At 43.6% G+C, this 20,073-nt stretch carries 23 protein-coding genes, 1 pseudogene and 1 riboswitch; of the genes and pseudogenes, 23 read left to right on the top strand and 1 reads right to left on the bottom strand.

Annotation, left to right across the window (positions count from 1 at the left end; all coding sequences use genetic code 11):
• The first annotated feature begins 100 nt into the window (after nt 1-100).
• The 23 genes and pseudogenes from BA724_RS00390 to BA724_RS00290 all read left to right on the top strand — a co-directional run bounded on the left by BA724_RS00390 (nt 101) and on the right by BA724_RS00290 (nt 19,527).
• Nucleotides 101-451 (top strand): arsenate reductase family protein, encoded by a 351-nt coding sequence (locus BA724_RS00390; RefSeq protein WP_069936715.1) that lies wholly within the window; start codon nt 101-103, stop codon nt 449-451.
• Between the two features lie 71 nt (nt 452-522).
• Nucleotides 523-906, top strand: a complete 384-nt coding sequence (gcvH, locus tag BA724_RS00385) for a glycine cleavage system protein GcvH (RefSeq protein WP_069936714.1) — start codon at nt 523-525, stop codon at nt 904-906.
• A gap of 304 nt (nt 907-1,210) precedes the next feature.
• Nucleotides 1,211-1,573, top strand: a complete 363-nt coding sequence (locus tag BA724_RS00380; protein WP_069936713.1) for a ribonuclease M5 — start codon at nt 1,211-1,213, stop codon at nt 1,571-1,573.
• Entirely contained in the window at nt 1,574-1,873 is a 300-nt protein-coding gene (locus BA724_RS00375; RefSeq protein WP_069936712.1) for a thioredoxin family protein, read from the top strand.
• Nucleotides 1,874-1,959: 86 nt separating this feature from the next.
• A riboswitch (SAM riboswitch) is annotated at nt 1,960-2,066 on the top strand.
• A 73-nt stretch (nt 2,067-2,139) separates the two neighbouring features.
• Nucleotides 2,140-3,165, top strand: a complete 1,026-nt coding sequence (locus BA724_RS00370; protein ID WP_069936899.1) for a methionine ABC transporter ATP-binding protein — start codon at nt 2,140-2,142, stop codon at nt 3,163-3,165.
• Nucleotides 3,158-3,826, top strand: coding sequence for a methionine ABC transporter permease (locus BA724_RS00365; RefSeq protein ID WP_069936711.1), 669 nt, complete (start codon nt 3,158-3,160; stop codon nt 3,824-3,826). Before BA724_RS00370 ends, BA724_RS00365 begins: the two co-directional genes overlap by 8 nt.
• A gap of 33 nt (nt 3,827-3,859) precedes the next feature.
• A complete protein-coding gene (locus BA724_RS00360; RefSeq protein ID WP_069936710.1) occupies nt 3,860-4,714 on the top strand; it encodes a MetQ/NlpA family ABC transporter substrate-binding protein in 855 nt (284 codons plus the stop codon).
• Between the two features lie 264 nt (nt 4,715-4,978).
• Entirely contained in the window at nt 4,979-5,155 is a 177-nt protein-coding gene (locus tag BA724_RS18390; protein ID WP_169818467.1) for a YuzK family famiily protein, read from the top strand.
• Nucleotides 5,156-5,333: 178 nt separating this feature from the next.
• The gene (gene sufC, locus BA724_RS00355) at nt 5,334-6,110 is read left to right on the top strand and encodes a Fe-S cluster assembly ATPase SufC (RefSeq protein ID WP_069936709.1); all 777 of its coding nucleotides are present in this window, start codon (nt 5,334-5,336) and stop codon (nt 6,108-6,110) included.
• 16 nt (nt 6,111-6,126) lie between these two features.
• Nucleotides 6,127-7,437, top strand: a complete 1,311-nt coding sequence (sufD, locus tag BA724_RS00350) for a Fe-S cluster assembly protein SufD (RefSeq protein ID WP_069936708.1) — start codon at nt 6,127-6,129, stop codon at nt 7,435-7,437.
• Entirely contained in the window at nt 7,434-8,663 is a 1,230-nt protein-coding gene (locus tag BA724_RS00345) for a cysteine desulfurase (protein ID WP_069936707.1), read from the top strand. The genes sufD and BA724_RS00345 overlap by 4 nt, the downstream gene beginning before the upstream one ends.
• Nucleotides 8,653-9,087 carry a Fe-S cluster assembly sulfur transfer protein SufU gene (sufU, locus tag BA724_RS00340; RefSeq protein ID WP_069936706.1) on the top strand — a complete coding sequence of 145 codons (435 nt, stop codon included), beginning with the start codon at nt 8,653-8,655 and terminating at the stop codon, nt 9,085-9,087. Before BA724_RS00345 ends, sufU begins: the two co-directional genes overlap by 11 nt.
• Nucleotides 9,088-9,107: 20 nt before the next feature.
• Complete coding sequence (gene sufB / locus BA724_RS00335; RefSeq protein WP_069936705.1) at nt 9,108-10,505, top strand: Fe-S cluster assembly protein SufB; 1,398 nt, start codon at nt 9,108-9,110, stop codon at nt 10,503-10,505.
• 145 nt (nt 10,506-10,650) lie between these two features.
• Nucleotides 10,651-11,496 (top strand): DUF72 domain-containing protein, encoded by an 846-nt coding sequence (locus tag BA724_RS00330; protein ID WP_069936704.1) that lies wholly within the window; start codon nt 10,651-10,653, stop codon nt 11,494-11,496.
• Between the two features lie 15 nt (nt 11,497-11,511).
• Nucleotides 11,512-12,321, top strand: coding sequence for a sulfite exporter TauE/SafE family protein (locus tag BA724_RS00325; protein WP_069936703.1), 810 nt, complete (start codon nt 11,512-11,514; stop codon nt 12,319-12,321).
• 13 nt (nt 12,322-12,334) lie between these two features.
• The gene (locus tag BA724_RS00320) at nt 12,335-13,693 is read left to right on the top strand and encodes a bifunctional metallophosphatase/5'-nucleotidase (protein ID WP_069936702.1); all 1,359 of its coding nucleotides are present in this window, start codon (nt 12,335-12,337) and stop codon (nt 13,691-13,693) included.
• Nucleotides 13,694-13,732: 39 nt separating this feature from the next.
• The gene (gene yunB, locus BA724_RS00315) at nt 13,733-14,464 is read left to right on the top strand and encodes a sporulation protein YunB (RefSeq protein ID WP_069936701.1); all 732 of its coding nucleotides are present in this window, start codon (nt 13,733-13,735) and stop codon (nt 14,462-14,464) included.
• An 86-nt stretch (nt 14,465-14,550) separates the two neighbouring features.
• A pseudogene (locus tag BA724_RS00310) lies at nt 14,551-14,837 on the top strand (Na+/H+ antiporter NhaC family protein); the annotation flags it as partial.
• 170 nt (nt 14,838-15,007) lie between these two features.
• Nucleotides 15,008-16,501: a sodium-dependent transporter gene (locus BA724_RS00305; RefSeq protein WP_069936699.1), complete on the top strand. Its 1,494-nt coding sequence runs from the start codon at nt 15,008-15,010 to the stop codon at nt 16,499-16,501.
• Nucleotides 16,502-16,615 (top strand): methionine/alanine import family NSS transporter small subunit, encoded by a 114-nt coding sequence (locus BA724_RS17710; protein ID WP_083255969.1) that lies wholly within the window; start codon nt 16,502-16,504, stop codon nt 16,613-16,615. It begins immediately after the preceding gene.
• A gap of 238 nt (nt 16,616-16,853) precedes the next feature.
• Complete coding sequence (locus tag BA724_RS00300) at nt 16,854-17,681, top strand: carbonic anhydrase (RefSeq protein ID WP_083255988.1); 828 nt, start codon at nt 16,854-16,856, stop codon at nt 17,679-17,681.
• 632 nt (nt 17,682-18,313) lie between these two features.
• Nucleotides 18,314-19,228, top strand: coding sequence for a lipoyl synthase (gene lipA / locus BA724_RS00295; protein ID WP_069936698.1), 915 nt, complete (start codon nt 18,314-18,316; stop codon nt 19,226-19,228).
• On the top strand, nt 19,225-19,527 hold the full coding sequence (locus tag BA724_RS00290) for a YutD family protein (protein WP_069936697.1): 303 nt from the start codon (nt 19,225-19,227) through the stop codon (nt 19,525-19,527). Before lipA ends, BA724_RS00290 begins: the two co-directional genes overlap by 4 nt.
• Nucleotides 19,528-19,779: 252 nt before the next feature.
• On the opposite strand, the gene BA724_RS00285 is transcribed toward BA724_RS00290, so the two are convergent.
• Nucleotides 19,780-20,046: a DUF3055 domain-containing protein gene (locus tag BA724_RS00285; protein WP_069936696.1), complete on the bottom strand. Its 267-nt coding sequence runs from the start codon at nt 20,044-20,046 to the stop codon at nt 19,780-19,782.
• Nucleotides 20,047-20,073: the final 27 nt, after the last annotated feature.

Raw genomic sequence — 20,073 nt, 5'->3', positions numbered from 1 at the left:
CCCTTTCTTGAAAGGGGCGTTTTCAGCGTGGAAAAAAATCGTATGTAAAAAAGGACTTTTTTCACTTATGTCGAAATATGATGTCATGAGGTGATAAACAATGAAATTTTACTGGTATCCGAAATGCGGGACGTGCCGTAATGCTAAAAAGTGGCTGGATGAGCATAATATATCGTACGAAGCCATTCATATTGTGGAGACGCCGCCATCAAAAGCGGAACTAAAAGAAGCATATGAAAAAAGTGGACTTCCGCTGAAAAAGTTTTTTAACACGAGCGGACAGAAATACCGTGAGCTTGGATTAAAAGATAAAGTAGCAGCAGCTTCAGATGATGAGCTGCTTGACATGCTTTCATCGGACGGCATGCTGATCAAGCGGCCGCTTGCAATTGGAGATGAAATAGTGACCGTCGGATTTAAAGAAGAAGATTATATGCAAAAGTGGCAGTGATTTTCTTGATTTCTGCTTAAAGAATCAGTAAAGTGTAAAGTGTAATTATTCCAATCTGGAGGTACATACAAATGAATTTGCCTAAAGAGCTGCGTTATTCGGAAGAACATGAATGGGTAAAACAAGAAGACGGGAAAGTGCGCATTGGTATTACAGATTTTGCCCAATCGGAACTTGGCGACATCGTATTTGTCGAGCTTCCATCTGTCGGTGACACAGTAACGGCAGACGAGCCATTCGGCAGCGTTGAGTCTGTTAAAACCGTTTCTGAATTGTATGCGCCTGTCAGTGGTACGGTTGTGGAAATTAATGAAGAATTGGATGACAGCCCTGAATTCGTCAACGAATCACCGTATGAAAAAGCATGGATGATCGTTGTGGAGCCGTCTGATGCCGCACAAATTGATGAACTCATGACAGCGGAGCAATATGAAGAAATGACAAAAGAAGATTAAAAACGGGACCGGCATTTTGCCGGTCTTTTTGCTTTTTTTGTCCAGCTCCAGACAGCGAGGCAGGCTGAATCGACCGCCTTGCGCTTTTCTTATTTGCATTTTCTTTAAAAACACGTAACATTAAAGATACAGAATGCAGACAAAGTTAGAAAGCAGGCTGATTGAAAACATTTGGCTTTCAAGGAACGGCGCCGGGCGGGAAGCGGAGTGACCTTTTGGGGTCATGCGCATTCACGCCCGGCAAGTGACGCCGAAAGCGAGCGTTTGTCAACAGCCTGGATAATAACGTGCAGCGGGGTGATTGGTGATGATGGTGGAAAAAACAATTATCGTCGAAGGGTCATCTGATCGAAAACGGGTGGCTGAAATTGTAAAAGAGCCGGTAGACATCATTTGTACAAATGGCACGATTGGGGTCTCGCGCCTTGATGAATTGGTGGATGAACTGTTTGAGCGTGATGTTTACATTTTAGTTGATGCGGATGCGTCAGGTGAAAAGCTTCGCCGCCAGTTTAAGCGTGAACTTCCTCACGCCCGTCACCTTTATATTGACCGAAGCTATAAAGAAGTTGCTTCGGCGCCACACCGTTACTTGGCTTCCATTTTAATGGGCGCCAACATCGATGTGCGCGGCGAGTTTTTGCAGAAAGAAGGGACTCAGCAGTAAATGGACACAGCAGAATCGATTCAAACGTTTATCACAAAACCGAAAGCTTCACTTTATCTCTATACACCGATGTGCGGGACATGCCAGGTGGCCGGGAGAATGCTTGATGTTGTTGAAGCAATGAATATTGATGTGCCGCTTGAACGCATCAACTTGAATTATCATGAAGATTTATCCCGTCAATTTGAAATTGAGAGTGTACCTTGTTTACTTTTATTTGAAAAAGGGAATTTAAAAAAGAAAATTTACGCTTTTCAGTCAGTTCCATATATATATGAAGAAATACGATCTCTTTCATAAACCTGTCGATTTTTGTCGGAATTTAAACTGAGGTTGTTGACACAAACGTAAAGACGGTGGTAAAATCCATTCATAATTAAAAGCGACTCTTATCAAGAGCGGCGGAGGGAATGTGCCCGATGAAGCCCGGCAACCGTCTTTTAAAAGAAAAGGTGCCAAATCACACGAAGCAATATGCTCCGGGAGATGAGAGAAAGGAAATTTGGACACAAAGCCTTTCTGTCATTATGGGCAGATGGCTTTTTTTGTGGAAAGGAAGTGATCCTGTGATTTTCATTGAACAAGCAAAAAAAATATTTCAAACGAAAAATGGCCCGGTAAAGGCTGTTGATGACATAAATCTCTCCGTTCAGGAAGGTGAAATTTTCGGCATGATCGGCTATAGCGGTGCTGGGAAAAGTACACTCATCCGTATGCTGAACGGACTTGAAACGCCAACGGAAGGATCTGTAACCGTAGCAGGACGAACAATCTCTACGATTAAAGGTTCAGAACTTCGAAAAGCGCGCCAGGAAATTGGCATGATATTCCAGCACTTTAATTTGCTTTGGTCACGCACGGTACGTGAAAATATTTCATTTCCTCTTGAGATTGCCGGCGTGGCAAAAGCAGAACGGAACAAGCGCGTTGATGAACTGATTGACCTTGTTGGTCTTAATGGGCGGGGTGATTCATATCCAGCTCAATTATCAGGCGGTCAAAAGCAGCGTGTCGGCATTGCCCGCGCGCTCGCAAACAATCCAAAAGTGCTTCTTTGTGATGAAGCGACGTCTGCACTTGACCCGCAGACGACGGATTCCATTTTGGAGCTTCTCGTTGATATCAACGAGCGGCTTGGCTTAACAATCGTATTGATTACACACGAAATGCACGTAATACGGAAAATCTGTCACCGGGTTGCGGTCATGGAGGAAGGGAAAATTGTTGAACTAGGCCCGGTTCTCGATGTATTCCGTCGTCCGGAGCAACCGATCACGAAACGATTTGTTCAGCAGGTAACCGAGCCGGAAGAATCAAAAGAAACGATTCAGCACTTGCTGGCAGAGCATCCGGACGGGAAAATTGTTAAATTGACGTTTGTCGGTGTGTCAGCCGAGCAGCCGGTTGTAACAGAATTAATCCGGTCGTTTAATGTCGGTGTGAACATTTTGCAGGGGAAAATTTCTCAAACCCAAAATGGAGCATACGGTACGTTATTCATGCAAGTAACGGGCGATTCAGTTGAAGTCGCGAAAGCCGTTGCGTTTTTAGATGCCCAGCAAGTCGATTCGGAGGTGATCACTTATGATTGAGCAGTGGTTTCCGAATGTCGATTGGGAGAAAATGTGGGAGGCAACGTATGAAACACTTTATATGACGAGCATTTCCGTTGTCATTACGTTTATTCTCGGCATGCTTCTCGGTCTTTTGTTATTTTTAACATCAAAAGGCCAGCTATGGGAAAACAAGGCAGTATACGGCGTTACAGCTGTGATTGTGAACGTCTTCCGGTCGATTCCATTTATTATTTTAATTGTTTTATTAATTCCGTTTACGAAAACAATCATGGGCACCATTATCGGTGAAAATGCCGCATTGCCTGCGCTTATTATTGGAGCGGCGCCATTTTACGCGCGGATGGTTGAAATCGCGCTCCGTGAAATTGATAAAGGCGTAATTGAAGCAGCTCGGGCAATGGGGGCTTCGACATGGACAATCATCCAAAAAGTACTGATTCCAGAGTCGCTGCCGGCGCTCGTTTCCGGCTTGACTGTGACAGCGATTGCGCTTGTTGGATACACCGCAATGGCCGGCGTAATTGGAGCGGGCGGTCTTGGAAACCTTGCCTTTTTAGACGGCTTCCAGCGCAGCCGTAATGATGTGACGATTATGGCCACTATTGTCATTTTAGTAATCGTGTTTATTATTCAGTTTATCGGGGATACGGCTGTCCGTAAGCTCGATAAACGTTAATAAAAATAATTTATTTCCAGGAGGAAAATCAGCATGAAAAAATGGCTTTTAGGCTTGTTAACGGCCGCTATTGTGCTTGTACTCGCGGCATGCGGCGGCGGGGATGAAGCGTCAGATACAGCTTCAGATTCAAATTCAGGTTCTTCAGAAGAAGACAAAACAATCGTTGTCGGCGCATCAAATACGCCGCATGCGGTAATTTTAGAAGAAGCAAAATCGCTTTTGGAAGAACAGGGCTATGATTTGCAAATCGAAACGTTCCAGGATTACGTTTTGCCGAACACAGCACTTGAAGAAGGCGATTTGGATGCAAACTACTTCCAGCACCTTCCTTACCTTGATTTACAGGAAAAAGAACAAGGCTACGATTTTGAAAGCGCCGGTGCTATCCATATTGAGCCAATGGCTGTTTATTCACAAAAATACAAAAGCCTGGATGAACTTCCAGACGGTGCAACCATCATTTTAAGCAACTCGGTTGCGGAGCATGGCCGTATTTTAATGATTTTAGAAGCGGAAGGCTTAATTACGATTAAAGATGGCATCGACAAAACACAGGCTACTCTTGAAGATATTGCTGAAAACCCAAAAAACATCAAGTTTGATTATGATTACGAGCCGGCCTTGCTTCCACAAATTTATAATAACGGTGAAGGCGATGCGGTTGTCATCAACTCAAACTACGCAATTGATGCCGGTATCAGCCCCACAGAAGATTCCATTGCGCTTGAAGGAACTGATTCACCATATGCGAACTTAATCGTTACACGTGCAGGTGAGGAAGATTCCGAAAAAATCAAGGCACTGGTTGACGTATTAAAATCAAAAGAAATTCAAGACTTTATTACATCAGAATGGAACGGGGCAGTTGTTCCTGTAACAGAGTAATAGAATGAAGTGGATGGCAGAGTGCCATTCACTTTTTCTTTTTTGTTTATTTTCGGATAATTGCGAATTCAAGAGAATAAGGTTTATATTCTTTGATACGGGTAATATATGAGAGTATACCGGAGCTCACGTCATGTGAGAGCGGGAGAGGCTGTCAGAAGGCTTTTGCATCTCCCGGCTGAAGCTTGTTATGATAGGTAGCGGAAGTTCCAGTTTCCAAAAAAAAACGAAAAGGATTGATTCCCTATTAGTAACTCACTCAATATGAAGCACACAGAAGGTATGGAAAAAGCGATGCACGCCAATTACGGTGTCGGCTATGCAGAGTACAGCCAGAAGCATGAAGTGAGAATGGAAGTTGAGCAGCAGCGCGAAGAAGACTACCAAAAGTCAATGCGCATGGTTGCTGACCTGAACCGTAATTTTACGAATCATCTTTAATATTGAATTAGAAGAAAAGCCGGCCAAAAAGCCGGTTTTTCTTCTTTTGTTTGAGAATACTGAATATAACCGATTTCCACGGTTGAATATAAATTCTATTTGTTATAAGATTGTAATGAGAATAAATTGAGAATAGACATAATCGGTCGTCTCAGCCGATGAATACGGAGGGTAAATCATGTCACAATCAACGTTAACAATTAAAGATCTTCACGTCGCGATTGACGGGAAAGAAATTTTAAAAGGGGTCAACCTTGAAATTAAAGGCGGCGAATTCCATGCGATTATGGGACCGAACGGAACGGGTAAATCCACTCTTTCCTCTGCCATTATGGGTCACCCTAAATATGAAGTTACACAAGGTACAATCACGCTTGACGGAGAAGATGTACTCGAAATGGAAGTAGACGAACGCGCGCGCGCAGGTCTGTTTCTTGCGATGCAATACCCGAGCGAAATTACAGGCGTAACAAATGCCGAGTTCCTTCGTTCCGCTGTGAATGCCCGTCGCGAAGAAGGCGATGAAATCTCATTGATGAAATTTATCCGCCAGATGGACGGCAATATGGATCTTCTTGAAATGGATCAGGATATGGCACAGCGTTATTTAAACGAAGGCTTCTCCGGCGGTGAGAAAAAACGCAATGAAATCCTTCAATTGATGACAATTGAACCGAAAATTGCGATTTTAGATGAAATTGACTCTGGTCTTGATATCGATGCATTAAAAGTTGTATCAAAAGGAATCAATAAAATGCGCGGCGAAGATTTTGGCTGCCTGATGATTACTCACTACCAACGTCTCTTGAACTACATTACGCCTGATCACGTGCATGTGATGATGCAGGGTAAAATTGTCAAATCCGGCGGTGCGGAACTAGCTGAGCGCCTTGAAGCGGAAGGCTATGACTGGATCAAGCAGGAACTTGGCATCGAAGACGAAACGGTACAGTAATCGAGGAGGAACAAACATGACGGAAACAAAATGGTCAGTTGATGAATCATTAATTCGGGATTTTTCAACTGCAAACAATGAACCTGAATGGCTGTTGAACGTTCGTCTGGATGCGTTCAAAAAAGCGGAGGATCTGCCGCTTCCAAAGCCGGATAAAACGAAAATCGATAAATGGAATTTCACTGAATTTGGAGCGCACAATGTACAAAGCGCACCGTTTAATGCACTTTCTGCACTTCCAGAAGCTGCTCAGGCGGTTATCGGCGAAGAAAACGATACACAAAATGTATACGTACAACGCAACAATACACCGTCTATTTTAAAGCTATCGGATGAACTGAAAGAAGCAGGCGTTATTTTTACAGATTTTGCGACAGCAGCAAAAGAACATAGCGACCTCTTTCAAAAATATTTTATGCAGCAAGTGGTAAAAGCAGACGAGCATAAATTAACGGCTCTTCATGCAGCCCTTGTAAACGGCGGTATTTTCTTATATGTGCCAAAAAATGTAGAAATCAAGGAGCCGGTTCAAGCCGTGTTTATCCATGATGATGCTCAGGCGGCGCTTTTCAACCACGTTATTGTAGCAGCGGAAGCGAACAGTTCTGTGACATACGTAGAAAACTACATTTCCACGGTGAAAACAGAGCAGGGTGTAGCGAACATCGTGACAGAAGTCATCGCTGGCGACAACGCTCAAATTTCTTATGGTGCGGTAGACACATTAACAGAAAATGTAACGACGTACGTAAACCGCCGCGGCATTACGGCACCAAATGCGCGTATTGAATGGTCACTTGGCATCATGAACGATGGCAATACGGTTTCAGAAAATGTCACAAACTTAATCGGTGATGGATCTTACGCCGATACAAAAATGGTTGTTGTTGGACGTGGCAAGCAGTCCATGAACTTCACGACAAAAGTTGTTCATTTCGGCAAGCATACAGAAGGCTATATTTTAAAGCACGGCGTGATGAAAGATGAAGCAAAATCAATCTTCAACGGCATCGGCAAAATCGAGCATGGCGCATCGAAGTCAAATGCCGAGCAGGAATCACGTGTGTTGATGCTTAGCGAAAAAGCGCGCGGGGATGCGAACCCGATTCTTCTTATTGACGAAGATGATGTAACGGCAGGGCACGCAGCATCTGTCGGCCGTGTTGACCCGCTTCAGCTTTATTACTTAATGAGCCGCGGCATTTCACAGCAGGAAGCAGAACGTCTTGTTATTCATGGCTTTTTAGCTCCGGTTGTGAACAAACTGCCAATCGAAAACGTGAAAAAGCAATTAACAGGTGTCATTGAAAGGAAAGTTCGCCAATGAATGCGAAAGAACTAAAAAAGTACTTTCCAATTCTTGATCAAGAAGTGAACGGTCATCCACTCGTTTATCTTGACAGTGCGGCAACATCCCAAAAACCGGTTCAAGTTATTGAAGCCTTGAATGATTATTACCGTCATTCTAATTCAAACGTGCATAGAGGCGTTCACACGCTCGGCAACCGTGCAACCGATTTATACGAAGGTGCCCGTGATAAAGTACGCAAATTTATCAACGCGGCTTCAACAAAAGAAATTATTTTTCTTCGTGGGACGACTACAGCATTAAATCTTGTTGCCCAAAGCTATGGCCGGGCGAACGTAAAAGAAAGTGATGAAATTGTTATTACGACAATGGAGCATCATTCTAATATTATTCCTTGGCAGCAGCTGGCAAAGGCGACAGGCGCCACATTAAAATACATTCCTTTACAGGAAGACGGCACAATTTCATTAGAAGATGTGCGCAATACCGTTACACCGAACACAAAAATTGTTTCTGTGATGATGGTATCGAATGTGCTTGGAACGATTAATCCCATTGAAGAGATTACAAAAATTGCGCATGAAAATGGGGCAGTGATGGTCGTGGACGGAGCCCAGGCCGCTCCGCATTTAGCGATTGATGTACAAAAGCTAAACTGCGACTTTTTCGCTTTTTCCGGGCACAAAATGTGCGGACCGACTGGAATTGGGGCATTGTACGGAAAGCAAGATCTTCTAGAAGAAATGGAGCCAGTTGAATTTGGTGGCGAAATGATTGACTTTGTTGGTTTATATGAATCGACGTGGAAAGATCTTCCGTGGAAATTTGAAGGCGGCACACCTATTATAGCCGGTGCAGTCGGTTTAGGCGCGGCGATTGATTTTCTAAGCGAAATCGGTCTTGATAATATTGAACAGCACGAACATAAGCTGGCTTCTTACGCTATGGATACCCTATCTGATATTCCAGGTATTGTTATTTTCGGGCCGCAAAGAGGAAAAGAACGGGCAAGTGTGGTAACATTCAACTTAGATGATGTTCATCCACATGACGTAGCAACTGTTCTGGATGCAGAAGGAATCGCTGTCCGTGCTGGCCACCATTGTGCACAGCCATTAATGAAATGGTGCCAGGTTTCGGCAACAGCACGCGCAAGCTTTTATTTGTATAACACGGAAGAAGATATCGACAGACTTGCGGCCAGTTTGTTAAAAACGAAGGAGTATTTCTCAGATGTCTTTTAATAATTTAGATCAGCTGTATCGTCAGGTGATTATGGATCATTATAAGAACCCGCGCAATAAAGGAGCAATTGAAGACGGCAGTGTAACCGTTGATATGAACAACCCAACGTGCGGCGACCGGATCCACTTGACGATGAAGGTAGAAGACGGGGTTGTCACGGACGCTAAATTTGATGGCGAAGGCTGCTCGATTTCTATGGCCTCCGCCTCAATGATGACACAGGCTATCAAAGGAAAAGACATTGAGCATGCGATGAAATTGTCCCATGTCTTTTCAGAAATGATGCTTGGCAATGATTATCCGGACAATTTGGATCTGGATGATATTGAAGCGCTGCAGGGTGTCGCAAAGTTCCCAGCCCGTATAAAATGTGCAACGCTGTCGTGGAAAGCGATGGAAAAAGGGCTGCAAAGCGAAAAGTAAATTAACAGGAGGAATGCAACATGGCAAAAAAAGCCCCTGAAATTGGCGATTACAAATATGGCTTCCATGACCGTGACGTATCGATTTTTCGTTCGGAACGCGGATTAACGCCTGAAATCGTAAAAGAAATTTCAAAAATGAAAGAAGAACCACAGTGGATGCTCGATTTCCGTTTGAAATCATTGGAGTATTTTTATAAAATGCCAATGCCTCAATGGGGAGGCGACATGTCGTCTCTGAACTTTGATGAGATTACGTACTACGTAAAACCATCTGAGCGTTCTGAGAAATCGTGGGATGAGGTACCGGAAGAAATCAAGCAGACGTTTGACAAGCTTGGTATTCCAGAAGCGGAGCAAAAGTATTTGGCTGGTGTATCCGCGCAGTACGAGTCTGAAGTTGTGTACCATAACATGAAATCAGACTTGGAAGATCTCGGTATCGTCTTTAAAGATACTGATTCTGCTTTAAAAGAAAATGAAGAAATTTTCCGCAAGTATTGGGCGAAAATTATTCCGCCAACAGACAATAAATTTGCCGCTTTAAACTCGGCTGTATGGTCAGGCGGCTCATTCATTTACGTTCCTCCGGGCGTAAAAGTGGATACTCCGCTGCAGGCTTACTTCCGTATTAACTCGGAAAACATGGGCCAGTTTGAGCGTACATTGATCATCGTTGATAAAGATGCAAGCGTGCATTATGTAGAAGGCTGTACAGCACCCGTTTATACAACGAACTCTCTTCACTCGGCAGTCGTTGAAATTGCGATTGAAGCAGGCGGATATTGCCGCTATACAACGATTCAAAACTGGGCGAATAACGTATTCAACCTTGTAACAAAACGTGCGGTTTGTGAAGCAAATGCAACGATGGAATGGGTCGATGGCAACATCGGTTCAAAATTAACAATGAAATATCCAGCTGTTATTTTAAAAGGCGAAGGCGCGCGCGGCATGACATTGTCAATCGCTCTTGCCGGCAAAGGACAGCATCAGGATGCCGGTGCGAAAATGATTCACCTCGCGCCAAATACGTCATCTACGATCGTATCAAAATCAATCTCAAAACAAGGCGGAAAAGTTACGTACCGCGGTATTGTCCATTTCGGACGCAACGCAGACGGCGCCCGCTCAAACATTGAGTGCGATACATTGATTATGGATAACAAATCAACATCCGATACAATCCCATACAACGAAATCTTAAACGACAACATTTCACTTGAGCACGAAGCGAAAGTGTCGAAAGTATCCGAAGAGCAATTGTTTTACTTGATGAGCCGTGGCATTTCAGAAGAAGAAGCAACTGAAATGATCGTTATGGGCTTTATCGAGCCATTTACAAAAGAATTGCCGATGGAATATGCGGTTGAAATGAACCGTCTCATTAAATTTGAGATGGAAGGCAGTATCGGTTAAGAATTATATCAAAGCCTGCAGGGACTAGCCCTGCAGGCTTTTTTACCATGAGCGGGCTATCCATCAAAACAAACATAACGGTGAGGTGTCAAAGATTCACACAGTCTAAATAAATATGCTACACTCGTATTACGAGGTGATTCGGATGATTTATACAGGTGTAACTGGGTGGGGAGACCACGATACGCTGTATACGCAGGGAGTGGCTTCCCGTGATAAATTAACGGAATATGCGGCTCATTTTCCAACTGTGGAAGTGGACTCAAGTTTTTATGCGGTACAGCCTGAGCGGAATATGCGCAAATGGACAGATGAGACGCCAGATGGATTTCGCTTTGTTGTTAAAGCGTATCAAGGGATGACGGGGCATGAACGCGGCGAGATTCCATTTGAGTCAAAAGAAGAGATGTTTCAAGCATTTAACTTGTCGCTGACCCCCATGATAGAAGCCGGAAAGCTCGCCATGGTCTTATTTCAGTTTCCGCCGTGGTTTGACTGTACACGTGAAAATGTTATATATATTCGCTACTGCAAAGAAAAAATGGGTGATGTACCGCTGGCAATCGAATTCCGCAACCAAACATGGTATAAAGCGAAATTTTTTGATAAAACGATTTCGTTTTTAGAACAGGAAAATTGGATTCACACTGTATGTGATGAACCGCAGGCGGGGGACGGATCCATTCCGATTGTTCTTCAGGCGACAAATAAGGAAAAAACATTGATCCGTTTGCACGGGCGCAACCGGGCGGGCTGGCGAAAAAATGGCCAGAAAAATTGGCGTGAAGTTCGTTACTTGTACCGATACAATGAACATGAGCTGCGTCAGTGGGTTGATTTTACAAATGAACTTCATAAGCAGTCAAAAGATGTATATATACTATTTAATAACAATTCTGGTGGCGACGCAGCAGATAATGCGAAGCAATATTTGGACTTGGCGGGCATTCACTATGACAATTTGGCTTCGCGCCAGCTTGATTTATTTTAGGAGGCTGTGTTCACGATGGAATGGATTATGCTGCTTGGCATCGGTCTTTTGGCGGCGGCAATCGGCGCACTTGTCGGCCTTGGTGGAGGTATTATTATCGTACCGGCATTGCTTTTTTTAGGCGGAACCGCACTGCTTGATCCTGTTTCTCCGCAAATCGCGGTCGGTACATCGTCGATTATTTTAATTGTGACCGGTTTGTCATCGACGCTTGCATATATGAAGCAAAAAAAGGTTGACTATAAACTAGGCCTTATTTTGTTTATCGGCAGCGCGCCCGGCAGCATTTTGGGCGCTTGGGCAAATAAAGGACTGGATATCGATCAGTTCAGCTTGTATTTTGGGTTATTTATGGTGTTTATGTCGTTTGTCTTAATGCTGAAAAATCGGGCGAAGCCGTTATTTGGATCACGTGGCATGACCCGAACGTTTACAGACAATGAAGGCATGCATACATATTCAATCGAACCGATTACGGGCACGATTGCTTCATTCATTGTCGGCTTTTTTGGGGGGCTATTCGGTATTGGCGGCGGCTCGTTGATGGTGCCAGCCATGATTATGCTGTTTGCTGTCCCGCCCCATGTCGCAGTGGCAACGTCGATGCTGCTTATTTTTTTATCAGCCTGTGTGTCAAGCGCAACGCACGTAACACTTGGAAATGTGAACTGGATTTATGCAGCTGCACTCGTGCCGGGCGCCTGGTTCGGGGCAAAGTTCGGCGCGTGGCTGAATGCACGGATCGCTTCGAAAACGGTTGTGCTGCTGCTCCGTCTCGTTTTGATTTTGGTCGGTGTCCGCTTAATATGGCAGGGCATTTATTAAAGGTGGAGTGAACATGAAAAAAACGATACATATTTATCATACAAATGATTTGCACAGCCATTTTGAAAATTGGCCGAGGATTGAACACTTTTTAAAAGAACGCCGGAGTCTCCATGAAGAAGCGGGAGAGTACTCATTTGCTTTTGACATTGGGGACCACGTGGACCGGGCCCATCCTCTTACAGAAGGAACGCTCGGCTCTTTTAATATCGAACTGCTGAACGAATCCCGCTTTGACGCAGTCGCGATCGGGAACAATGAAGGGATCACCATGCCGAAAGAAGCGCTAAACCGGCTGTATGACCATGCTTCATTCCCGGTCATTTGCGCTAATTTGTTTGAAAAAAACGGTGAAACCCGCCCTGACTGGATTGTGCCGCATGCTTTTTTTCAAGCGGGCAGCACAACGATTGCTGTCACATCTGCAACGGCTCAGTATAACGCGTTTTACGAGCTGCTGGACTGGTGTGTGACCATCCCGATAGACGAGCTGAAAAAGCAAATTTCCATGCTGAAAAAACGGGCGGACATTGTCATCGTGCTGTCACATCTCGGCATGTATGATGACGAAAAGCTTGCCGAAGAGACAGAGGCGGATGTAATCCTCGGCGGACATACCCACCATGTTTTTCATGAAGGGAAAACGGTCAATGGAACGCTGCTGGCAGCCGCTGGAAAATACGGCTACTTTGCCGGTCATGTAGAAATTGATCTCGATGCAGACAGCGGTCAAATTTTGGCGAAGCGGGCGCGTGTATTTGAAACGAACCGCTCATTGAAGCCGCCTCCTGATGAGCAGGAGCAAAAAGCGATGTTTGAGAGCCGGGGCAAAAAAGTGCTGTCAATTCCAGTCGTGCAGCTTGAAAGGGAGCTTTCAAACGACTGGTTTGAGCCGTCGCCGCTGCCTCAGATGCTGACAGAAGCGCTGACCGAATGGTGCCAGGCGGATTGTGCTTTTTTGAATGCCGGTGTTGTGCTCGGACATTTGCCGGCAGGAGAGGTGACGAAGTACGATCTTCATAAACTGCTCCCTCACCCTATTAATCCTTGCTTAATTGAATTAACCGGTGCTGAGCTTTCAGAAGTGCTGCGCCAGACATGTGACGAAAAATGGCCGCATCTCCAAATAAAAGGGCTTGGCTTTCGTGGCAGTATCATGGGACGGTTTATATATGACCGGATTGAGATGAAAGGAACGCATTTTTTGATTAACGGCCAGCCGATTAACATGAAAAAGACCTATAAACTCGCTACACTCGATATGTTCACATACGGTCATTATTTTGTGGAGCTTCACAGGGCACCTGTGAAAACATATTTTATGCCGGAGTTTTTACGGGACGTATTAGAATGGAAATTGTTGAAGTTATGATGCCCCTTCTCGCATACAATGCGGAAAGGGGGTTTTTTTATGAGGTGGCGGAGAAATTGGCATAGCAAGTCGAAGCTATCTATACGTCATCGTCTTATGATGGCTTTCCTTCTATTTATTATCGGCCTTATATTTATTTTTTGGCTAATTAACCGAAATCTTCAACCGGTTCTTTTAAATTATGCAGACGCACAGACAGAAAAAATTGCATCGATGGTGCTCCAAGAAGCAATCAGTAAAGAAATTACAGAAAATCTTGATATAAAAGATATTATGATTACAGATGAAAGAGAAGGTGGTTCAACCAACTTCAACACACAAGTGATCAATAAAGTGCTCGCTGAAGTAACTATTCTTGCGGAGGAAAATTTAGATCGAGCAGAGGCAGGGGATTTGAAAGAACTAGAAAAAATGACAGGCGTTGATATTGATGCGAAACGGACGGCGCAAGGAGATGGAATTGCTTACACGATTCCACTTGGGCAGATCACAAACAACGCGCTGCTTGGCAACATCGGACCGCGAATACCAATTCGATTTCATGCAATCGGGGACGTGACATCCAATGTGAAAACGAAAGTGGAAGCGTTCGGCATCAATTCCGCTTATGTTGAAGTGTACGTCGAACTCGAAGTCAATGTGCAAGTCATTGTGCCGTTTGCATCTGATATGAAGGTGGTCAAGCAAACCTTGCCAGTAGCGATGGGGCTTGTACATGGCAGTGTGCCAAACTATTACAATCCGGATTCCATTGGAGTGCCTGCAAAATAAAAAGTGAGTAGAAAATGTTCGTGTTTTTTTGATAAGATGGTAGCCTTAATATAGCACAATAGCAATGAAGAAAGTCCGTCATTATGCTGCTCCTTTCCGCTCTTGCTTCTGTTCTTGCTGGTGCTGTGTTTGGAGATCACTGCTCGCCGATTTCCGACACGACGATTCTTTCATCAACGGGTGCTGGCAGCAATCATATGGACCATGTCATGACTCAAATTCCATATGCGCTCATTTCTGTGATTTGTGCGACGGCAGGTTCCTTGTTCTCGGTTTCACTGACAGCACATGGGCAGGTCTGATCGTAACGATTATTCTTTTAGGTGCAGTGGCACTTTTATTAAAACGTCAAAAAACAAGCCTGTCTGGTTAAACAGACAGGCTTGTGCTGTTTTATACAGCTCTGTATATATTATTCTCAAAAAATAATAAAAAAGATATTTACGAATATTTCAAAGAAGATTATAATAAAGAGGGTCTTCAGAAATTATCTGAAAATACAAAACTTTGGCACATTCGTGCATTTTAAGGAGGTCCATATATATGGAACAAAATCGTCCACAGTGGGGATCCCGCGCTGGCTTCATTATGGCAGCAGTCGGATCAGCAGTAGGACTTGGAAACATTTGGCGTTTCCCGGCAGTTGCGTATGAAAATGGCGGGGGTGCCTTTTTCCTGCCTTACCTGTTTGCTTTATTGACAGCAGGAATCCCGCTTCTCATCATGGAATTCACGATGGGACATAAGTATCGCGGTTCAGCACCGCTGACAATGGCGCGGATGAACAAAAAAGCAGAGTGGCTTGGCTGGTGGCAGCTCGCTATTGCGTTCATTATTGCTACGTATTATGCTGTCATCGTGGCATGGGCAACATCTTATGCATTTTTCTCATTCAAGCTGACGTGGGGAGATGAGCCGCAGGACTTCTTGCTGGGAGATTACCTGCAAGTCGTTGAAGCAGGGCAATTTGGCGGTTTTGCAAATGGTGTACTTTTACCGCTTTTAGTTGTCTGGATTGTGACACTTGGCATTATGTTTTCAGGGGTTAAAAAAGGAATTGAAGCAGCAAACAAAGTGATGCTTCCTCTTCTTGTCGTTTTGTTTTTTATTGTTGTTGTACGAGCATTAACACTTCCAGGAGCTATTGAAGGTCTTGATGCTTTCTTCCAGCCGGACTGGTCAAAAATTACGGATGGTAAAGTTTGGATAGCGGCTTACGGACAAATATTCTTTAGTTTGTCTGTCGGTTTTGCCATTATGGTAACATATTCTAGTTATCTGCCGAAAAAAGCTGATATTACGAACAATGCATTTATTACCGCGTTTTCAAATTCATCATTTGAATTACTAGCCGGTTTTGGGGTTTTCGCTGCACTCGGCTTTATGGCCCAGCAGCAAGGGGTTCCTGTTAATGAGGTCGTATCAAGCGGTGTGATTCTTGCATTTGCTGTGTTCCCGCAAATTATTAATGAATTCCCGGTTGCTAATGGATTTTTCGGTTTCTTGTTTTTCATCTCGTTAACACTTGCAGGACTTACATCACTCATTTCAATTACTGAAACGTTTGTTGCAGGGCTGCAAGAAAAATTCAATATTTCCCGCACGAAGTCTGTTGCGTTTGGCGGAGGCTTATCAGCTATTCTTTCACTCGTATTTGCAACAAAAGGCGGCTTGAATTTCCTTGATGTGACAGATAATTTCATCAACCAATTTGGCATTGTATTTGCTGGGCTTGTCGAGGTTATTCTTGTCGCATGGGTGTTTAAAGAACTAGATTCATTGAAGCAGCATGCCGATTCTGTTTCTGATATTAATCTCGGCGCTTGGTGGAAAATTTGCTTGAGCGTTGTGACACCTATTGTTCTGTTCTTCATGATGTTTGACAACATCCGTCAAAACATTGCGGCACCGTATGGAGGCTATCCAGCATCATTCGTATTGACATATGGATGGCTTGTCGCTGCGCTTGCATTAATAGTCGGGGTTTTACTCATGTTCATTAAGCCGTGGAGCGGCGGCAATAAGGGGGAACTATAAATGAGCACTAGTGCTGTTGTTATGATGGTCGTTGGCGTTCTTATTATCTGGGGCGGTATGGGTGCAAGCATTGCCTTCGCCGTTAAAAAAGCAAAAGAAGCAAAGCGTGCATAAATAATGCAAGCCGGGTTTGCCAATAGGCAGCCCGGCTTTTCTTTATAAAACAGAAACTAGTCTTAAATAACCCAGAAGTAAATCATACATTTGTTCAATTTGTGGCTAAAAATATAGTATTTTTTAACTGTATTTGTAAAAATAACTATTTTTTTGTCGAATGATGCTTGAATCTTTTAAATTTTTTGATATTGTTTCTTATGGGCAAAATATAAAAAAGAAAGGAAAATTGTTTATTATGAGAACAAATTATGCTTACCCACTTTTAGCTCTTTCCCTCAGTTTTATACTAGGAGCTTGCTCAGATCAGGCGAAAGAAACACAAACAGAAGATGACCAGCCTGATAAAAATCAAGAAAGTCAAGCAACAAAACCATCTGACGCTCATTGGTCCTACAAAGAGGGAGAAACAGGTCCTGAACAATGGGGAGAACTGGATTCTTCTTACGCTGCTTGTATGAATGGGAGTGAACAATCACCGGTCAATATCGAATTTAGTCAAGTGAAAACAAGTGAAAAATCAGGAAACATTGAAATTCACTATACGCCGGCCGCTTTTTCACTCGTTAATAACGGCCATACCGTACAGGCGAACGCTGAAGGCTCAGGCAACCGTATGATCTTTGAAGGAAAAGAGTATAACCTGGCTCAATTTCATTTCCATACACCAAGCGAGCATCAATTTAATGGCCACCATTTAGATATGGAACTGCATCTTGTACACCAAGACGCAAATGGCGAGCTTGCCGTTCTTGGAGTGATGATTCAAGAAGGAAAAGAAAACGAAAACCTGGCATCTGTTTGGGATAGGTTGCCGAAGGAGGAAACAGAGAAAGAGGTTTCTGTAGAAGAATTGGACTTACAGCCGTTGCTCCCTAAAGACCAAGCCTCTTTTTACTACAATGGCTCGTTAACAACACCTCCTTGTACGGAAGAAGTAAAATGGATTGTCTTTGAACAGCCGATTGAAATGTCGAAAGAACAAATTCAAGAATTTCAGCAAATTTTCCCGGATAACCACCGTCCAGTCCAGTCTTTAAATGAACGGGAAATTATTAAGGATTAAAACATTTAATGTAATCATACAGACATTAGGCCATGAACAGGTCAGCACCACAATGATTTAAACACATAAGAAGGCGGACTTGGATGAGTATGCCATTCTAAACGAAATCGCGATACATATAAACATATAATCAAAATATTGATTATCGTTTTAAGCCGTTAGAACAAATAGAAAATAGAAGGGCCAGACTTCTTGATTAGGGAACAGCTAATAAAGATGATCAGTTAACCAAGTAACAGAATCGATACTTCCTTAGATAAGAATACAAGTGAGTTCAAGAAGAGCTGACAAATTTGGGCGGTATTAATACAGCCCTTGAAAAAGCGTCAAACCATGATTTAGTAGGTTTTGGCGCTTTTTTATTTTGCTTTGAAATACAAAAATTCATAAGAGGTTGACGCGAATAGAAAAAAGAATAAACGAATATGGTTGAGAACTGATAAAACAAGAAATACTTGTTGGGTTATATGCGGGTTTAATCCCTCGAATACCCATATTAGGTAAATGAAAAAAGAAGCAGTAAAAATGTTGGCTGATAAACATTTTTATTGCTAAATAAAATTCTATTTTTGCCGCCAAATGATAGTTATGATAAAGTAGCGGTATATCGTAAGCTGATTGGAGATGGAAAAATGAGCACGAAAGAAGAATATTTGCGTAAACCAGAATGGTTGAAAATAAAGCTTAATACAAATGAGAATTATACAGGTTTAAAGAAAATGATGCGCGAGAAACAGCTACATACAGTTTGTGAAGAAGCAAAATGCCCAAATATTCATGAATGCTGGGCAGTCCGTCGTACAGCGACGTTTATGATTCTCGGGAGCGTCTGCACGCGTGCCTGCCGTTTCTGTGCGGTAAAAACAGGACTCCCGACAGAGCTTGACCTGCAGGAGCCGGAACGCGTAGCGGATTCGGTTGTACAAATGAATTTAAAGCACGTTGTCGTCACTGCGGTCGCGCGTGACGATTTAAAAGACGGCGGTGCGTATGTATTTGCAGAAACGGTCCGGGCGATTCGCCGGAAAAATCCATTTACTTCAATCGAAGTACTTCCATCCGACATGGGCGGTATTGAAGAAAATCTGCAAATGCTGATGGATGCGAAGCCGGACATTTTAAACCATAATATTGAAACGGTCCGCAGCTTGACACCTAGAGTACGCGCGCGGGCGAAGTATGACCGTTCGCTTGAATTTTTACGCCGGGCAAAAGAAATGCAGCCGAACATCCCGACGAAATCAAGCTTAATGGTCGGTCTTGGTGAAACGAAGGAAGAAATTATTGAAGTAATGGATGATCTGCGGGCAAACAATGTTGATATTATGACGATTGGCCAATATTTACAGCCGTCAAAAAAACATTTGAAAGTGCAGAAGTATTACCATCCAAATGAGTTTGCGGAGCTTCGCGAAATTGCCATGTCGAAAGGGTTCAGCCACTGTGAAGCAGGCCCGATGGTTCGCTCTTCCTATCATGCGGATGAGCAGGTGAATGCAGCGGCCAAAGCGAAGCATGAACAAGGCGAGGCGCAGTCGGCCCAATGATTATTATTCAAAATGACTGCTACGAAATTATCGAAGAGCGGACGGAAGGCTTTAATGAAGAAGCTTTCCGCACTCGATACAGTGATATTTTGTCCAAATACGATTATATCGTCGGCGACTGGGGATACGGCCAGCTTCGATTAAAAGGTTTTTTTGATGATATGAATAAAAAATCATCGTATGACAATAAGTTTTCCACTGTACGGGACTACCTGCTTGAATACTGCAACTTTGGATGCGGCTATTTTATTTTGAAAAAGCTGCCTGTTTCCGCGGCACCAAAAAAACCGGCTGAGTAAGCCGGTTTTTTCTTTATATAGCTCCAGCAACCCGGCACCTCACGTGCTTCGCTCTCCTCTTTGAGATAGTCAGGTAACATCGAATCGCCTGCACTCGGGTCTGTACAAAGGCGTTGAGACGATCTGGAGGACTAGTCGGGTGGCTGCCAAAGGACGTGGCCGCTTTAAAGCGCGGTAGTACGAGACCGCTTTATTTAGCTATCTCAGAGCGGTCCAGTTTATGCGGCGCTGAACAGGTTGACTGCGCTTTTCTTAAATAACTTCATACAAAAATTCTTTCAATTCGACCGCTTCTTCTTCGCTCATTTTAAATGCATACTCGATATAACCGGGCTCGTCCAAGTCGTCACGGCCGATAATTGCATATGTATTGCCCTGCAGGTTGATGACGATCCGTTTTCCGTAGTAGCGGTCTGTCTGCATTAAGGCGAGATCATAACGCGCATGCTCGCCGGCAAAGCTGACAAATCGTGTCGTTGTTGTATCTTTTTCATCATAAAGAAAAAAACGTTCACTCATGTGCTGTCCTCCACTGTCCATTTTCAA

The organism is Domibacillus iocasae, from assembly GCF_001750285.1.
GTDB classification, from domain to species: domain Bacteria; phylum Bacillota; class Bacilli; order Bacillales; family Domibacillaceae; genus Domibacillus; species Domibacillus iocasae.
Note: the sequence above shows the minus strand (reverse complement) of the source record. Positions and strands in the feature narration are given on the sequence as shown.

What these genes read in the sequence shown, in the direction of transcription:
- BA724_RS00390 (WP_069936715.1), top strand. Translation starts at nt 101, where the DNA reads ATGAAATTTTACTGGTATCCGAAATGCGGGACGTGCCGTAATGCTAAA.
- gcvH (WP_069936714.1), top strand. Translation starts at nt 523, where the DNA reads ATGAATTTGCCTAAAGAGCTGCGTTATTCGGAAGAACATGAATGGGTA.
- BA724_RS00375 (WP_069936712.1), top strand. Translation starts at nt 1,574, where the DNA reads ATGGACACAGCAGAATCGATTCAAACGTTTATCACAAAACCGAAAGCT.
- BA724_RS00365 (WP_069936711.1), top strand. Translation starts at nt 3,158, where the DNA reads ATGATTGAGCAGTGGTTTCCGAATGTCGATTGGGAGAAAATGTGGGAG.
- BA724_RS00360 (WP_069936710.1), top strand. Translation starts at nt 3,860, where the DNA reads ATGAAAAAATGGCTTTTAGGCTTGTTAACGGCCGCTATTGTGCTTGTA.
- BA724_RS18390 (WP_169818467.1), top strand. Translation starts at nt 4,979, where the DNA reads ATGAAGCACACAGAAGGTATGGAAAAAGCGATGCACGCCAATTACGGT.
- sufC (WP_069936709.1), top strand. Translation starts at nt 5,334, where the DNA reads ATGTCACAATCAACGTTAACAATTAAAGATCTTCACGTCGCGATTGAC.
- sufD (WP_069936708.1), top strand. Translation starts at nt 6,127, where the DNA reads ATGACGGAAACAAAATGGTCAGTTGATGAATCATTAATTCGGGATTTT.
- BA724_RS00345 (WP_069936707.1), top strand. Translation starts at nt 7,434, where the DNA reads ATGAATGCGAAAGAACTAAAAAAGTACTTTCCAATTCTTGATCAAGAA.
- sufU (WP_069936706.1), top strand. Translation starts at nt 8,653, where the DNA reads ATGTCTTTTAATAATTTAGATCAGCTGTATCGTCAGGTGATTATGGAT.
- sufB (WP_069936705.1), top strand. Translation starts at nt 9,108, where the DNA reads ATGGCAAAAAAAGCCCCTGAAATTGGCGATTACAAATATGGCTTCCAT.
- BA724_RS00330 (WP_069936704.1), top strand. Translation starts at nt 10,651, where the DNA reads ATGATTTATACAGGTGTAACTGGGTGGGGAGACCACGATACGCTGTAT.
- BA724_RS00325 (WP_069936703.1), top strand. Translation starts at nt 11,512, where the DNA reads ATGGAATGGATTATGCTGCTTGGCATCGGTCTTTTGGCGGCGGCAATC.
- BA724_RS00320 (WP_069936702.1), top strand. Translation starts at nt 12,335, where the DNA reads ATGAAAAAAACGATACATATTTATCATACAAATGATTTGCACAGCCAT.
- yunB (WP_069936701.1), top strand. Translation starts at nt 13,733, where the DNA reads ATGAGGTGGCGGAGAAATTGGCATAGCAAGTCGAAGCTATCTATACGT.
- BA724_RS00305 (WP_069936699.1), top strand. Translation starts at nt 15,008, where the DNA reads ATGGAACAAAATCGTCCACAGTGGGGATCCCGCGCTGGCTTCATTATG.
- BA724_RS17710 (WP_083255969.1), top strand. Translation starts at nt 16,502, where the DNA reads ATGAGCACTAGTGCTGTTGTTATGATGGTCGTTGGCGTTCTTATTATC.
- BA724_RS00300 (WP_083255988.1), top strand. Translation starts at nt 16,854, where the DNA reads ATGAGAACAAATTATGCTTACCCACTTTTAGCTCTTTCCCTCAGTTTT.
- lipA (WP_069936698.1), top strand. Translation starts at nt 18,314, where the DNA reads ATGAGCACGAAAGAAGAATATTTGCGTAAACCAGAATGGTTGAAAATA.
- BA724_RS00290 (WP_069936697.1), top strand. Translation starts at nt 19,225, where the DNA reads ATGATTATTATTCAAAATGACTGCTACGAAATTATCGAAGAGCGGACG.
- BA724_RS00285 (WP_069936696.1), bottom strand. Translation starts at nt 20,046, where the DNA reads ATGAGTGAACGTTTTTTTCTTTATGATGAAAAAGATACAACAACGACA.